Here is a 4,013-nt window from a genome sequence, read left to right as displayed (position 1 = left end):
GCGTGACCTGTCGGTGGCGTACGCGGCGCGGCGCGCGGGCCGGGCGCCCGAGTGGGAGCCGCTGCCGGTGCAGTACGCGGACTACGCGCTGTGGCAGCGGGAGCTGCTCGGTGACGAGGGCGACGCGGACAGCCTGATCTCCCGGCAGGTCGACTACTGGCGCCAGACCTTGGCCGGTGCTCCCGAGGAGCTGGCGCTTCCGGTCGACCGCGTCCGGCCGGCGGCTCCCTCGCACCGGGGGCACGACGTCGCGCTGATGGTGCCGGCCGACGTGCACGCACGCCTCGTGGGGGTGGCACGGGCCGAGGGCGTGACCACTTTCATGGTGCTCCAGGCGGCACTCGCGATGCTGCTGTCGAAGCTGGGCGCCGGAACCGACATCCCGATCGGCTCGGCGAACGCGGGCCGTATGGACGAGGCGCTGGAGGACCTCGTCGGCTTCTTCATCAACACGCTGGTCCTGCGCACGGACCTGACCGGCGACCCGACGTTCCGGGAGGTGCTCGCTCGCGTACGGGAGACGAGCCTGTCCGCCTTCGCCCACCAGGACGTGCCGTTCGAGCGGCTCGTCGAGGAGCTGGCCCCGAGCCGGTCGATGGCGCGGCACCCCCTGTTCCAGGTCATGCTCCAGGTGCAGAACAACGCCGAGGCGGTCCTGGACCTGGAAGGCGTGCGGACCGGTGGTGTTACAGCCGGCGCGACGGCGGCGAAGTTCGACCTGGACGCGTCGGTGTCGGAAGTGTTCGACGCGCAGGGCGCCGCGGCGGGGCTGCGCGGTTCGGTGGTCGCCTCGGCGGACCTGTTCGACAGGGGGACGGTCGAACGGCTCGTGGCTCGCTGGGTGCGGGTCCTGGAGCGGCTGGCGGCCGACCCGGAGCTGCGGTTGGGCGCGCTGGACGTGCTGGATGAGGCTGAGCGGCACCGGGTGCTGACGGAGTGGAACGGCACGGTCGCTGAGGTGGCTTCGGGTTCCGTTCCGGAGCTGTTCGAGGCGCAGGTGGCGCGGACGCCGGGGGCGGTCGCGGTGGTCGCGGGTGGTGTGGAGGTGTCGTACGCCGAACTGGATGTCCGGGCGAACTGGTTGGCGCGTCGTCTGGTTGCCCAGGGGGTGGGTCCGGAGTCGTTTGTCGGGGTCTGTCTGGAGCGCGGTGTTGAGACGGTGGTGGCGCTGCTGGCGGTGCTGAAGGCCGGGGGCGCGTACCTGCCGATTGATCCGGGTTATCCGGCCGAGCGGATCGCGTACATGCTCGGCGATGCCGCTCCTGTGGTGGTGCTCGTCTCGACGGGCACTGTGGCGGCGGTGCCGCGGTCGGACGCGGCCGTGGTGGTGCTGGACGATATCGAGTTGGCCGGTGTTGAGGAGGGTCCGCTGGGGGTGGTGATCCGGCCGGAGCATCCGGCGTATGTGATCTATACGTCGGGGTCGACCGGGCGTCCGAAGGGTGTTGTGGTGGAGCACCGGTCGGTGGCGGGGCTTCTTGGTTGGGCGGCGGCGGAGTTCTCGGGTGAGGACTTCCGCCGGGTGCTGGTCTCCACGTCCTTCAACTTCGATGTCTCGGTCTTTGAGTTGTTCGGTCCGCTGGTGTCGGGTGGCAGTGTCGAGGTTGTCGGTGATCTCCTTGCCCTGGCCGATGCGGATTCTGGTGTGGGTGATGTGAGCCTGGTGAGTGGTGTGCCGTCGGCGTTTGGGCAGATGGTGGCCTCGGGGGAGATTCAGGCTCGGCCTCGTACGGTGGTGTTGGCGGGTGAGGTGCTGACGGCGGACGCGGTGGCCGGGATTCGTGCGGCGATTCCGGGTGGGCGGGTTGCCAACATCTACGGTCCGACCGAGGCCACGGTGTACACGACGGCTTGGTACTCGGACACGGATGTGGCGGGCGTGGTCCCGATCGGCCGTCCGATCTCCAATGCCCGTGTCTACGTTCTGGACGGCAGCCTGTCCCCGGTTCCGGTCGGGGTGGCGGGTGAGTTGTATATCGCGGGTGTGGGTCTGGCTCGGGGCTATCTGGGGCGTCCGGAGCTGACGGGTGAGCGGTTCGTCGCCGACCCGTTCTCGTCGGACGGCGGTCGCCTGTACCGCACGGGTGATGTGGTGCGCTGGAACGCTGACGGTCAGGTCGAGTACCTGGGCCGCGCCGACGAGCAGGTCAAGGTGCGCGGGTTCCGTATCGAGCTCGGCGAGGTCCAGTCCGTCCTGGCCGCCCACCCAGAGGTCGCGCAGGCGGTTGTCATCGCCCGTGAGGACGTGCCGGGCGACAAGCGCCTGGTCGCCTACGCCGTCCCGAACGACGGTGCGTCGGAGGGTGAACTGCCTGTCAGAGTCGCCGAGTTCGCCAGCGACCGGCTGCCGTCCTACATGGTCCCCTCGGCGGTCGTGGTCCTGGACGCCCTGCCGCTGAACGCCAACGGCAAGCTCGACCGCAAGGCCCTGCCCGCGCCGGACTACTCGGCGGGCAAGGCGGGAGCAGGGCGCGGCGCCTCGAACCTGCGGGAGGAGCTGCTGTGCGGGGTCTTCGCGCAGGTCCTGGGTTTGCCCGAGGTGGGCGTGGACGACGACTTCTTCGCCCTGGGCGGCCACTCCCTGCTCGCGGTGCGTCTGATCAGCCGGGTCCGTACGGTCCTGGGCGTCGAGGTCCCGCTGCGGGCCCTCTTCGAGACCCCGACCGTTGCCGGTCTCGCGGCCGGGCTGACCGGCGCCGGACAGGCCCGGCTCGCCCTGACGGCCGGAGAGCGCCCGGAGCGCATCCCGCCCTCCTTCGCCCAGCAACGCCTCTGGTTCATTGACCAGTTGGAGGGGCCGAGCTCGACGTACAACATCCCGTTCACACTGCGGATGGCTGGTGACGTCGACCGGGCGGCGCTCGGTCTCGCCTTCCGGGACGTGATCGGGCGGCACGAGGTCCTGCGGACCGTCTTCCCGACGGCCGAGGGCGGCGAGCCGTATCAGAAGGTGATCGAACCGGCCGACGTCGATTGGCAGTTGGGTGTCATCGCGGTGGAGCCCGCAGAGCTCGACGCCGCCGTGGCCGAGGCGGCGGCGTACGCCTTCGACCTCTCGGACGAGGCGCCGATCCGGGCCACGCTGTTCGAGGCCGGTCCCGGCGAGCGCGTGCTGGTCGTGGTGCTCCACCACATCGCGGGCGACGGCTGGTCGACTGCCCCCCTGGCCCGCGACCTGTCCACGGCTTACGCGGCACGGAGCGCGGGCGAGGCACCGGAGTGGGCCCCGCTGCCGGTGCAGTATGCGGACTACGCGCTGTGGCAGCGCGAGCTGTTGGGCGACGAGGCCGACCCCGGCAGCGTCATCGCACGCCACATGGGGTACTGGCGGGAAGCGTTGGCGGACTCCCCGGAGGAGCTGGCGCTCCCCTTCGACCGGTCGCGTCCGACGGTCGCATCCCACGTCGGACACCGCGTGCCGGTGGAGATCCCGGCCGAGGTGCACGCGCGGGTGGGGGAGGTGGCCCGCGCCGAGGGCGTGACCCCCTTCATGGCGCTCCAGGCCGCCCTGGCGATGACGCTGTCGCGCCTCGGCGCGGGGACGGACATTCCGATCGGCTCAGCGAACGCGGGCCGCACGGACGAAGCTCTTGACGACCTGGTCGGCTTCTTCATCAACACGCTGGTGCTGCGCACGGACCTGACCGGCGACCCGACATTCCGCGAGGTCCTGGACCGGGTGCGGGAGACGAGTCTGTCGGCCCTGGCGCACCAGGAGGTGCCGTTCGAGCGGCTTGTGGAGGAGCTGGCGCCGTCGCGCTCGATGGCCCGACACCCGCTGTTCCAGGTCCAATTGGACCTCCAGAACCACGCCGAGGCGGTCTTCGACCTCCCCGGCGCGGAAGGGGGCGGCACGTCCTCGGACACCGCCGTGGCGAAGTTCGACGTCGAGGTCCGGCTCACCGAGACCTACGACGAGCAGGGCGCCCCGGCCGGCGTCTGGGGCCAGGTGGTCGGGGCGGCGGACCTGTTCGACCGGGAGACGGTTGAGGGGCTGGGCGAGCGCCTGGTGC

Annotated in this window: 1 protein-coding gene; it reads left to right on the top strand. The window is 71.0% G+C overall.

Translation table 11 applies throughout. The annotated features are described in order from the left end of the window. On the top strand, positions 1-4,013 hold a 4,013-nt coding region (locus ACFWZ2_RS43355), incomplete at both ends, for an amino acid adenylation domain-containing protein (RefSeq protein WP_384555314.1).

This window comes from Streptomyces sp. NPDC059002 (assembly GCF_042740435.1).
GTDB lineage: Bacteria > Actinomycetota > Actinomycetes > Streptomycetales > Streptomycetaceae > Streptomyces.
The sequence above is the reverse complement of the archived record's forward strand: the minus strand, read 5'-3'. Positions and strand labels throughout refer to the sequence as shown.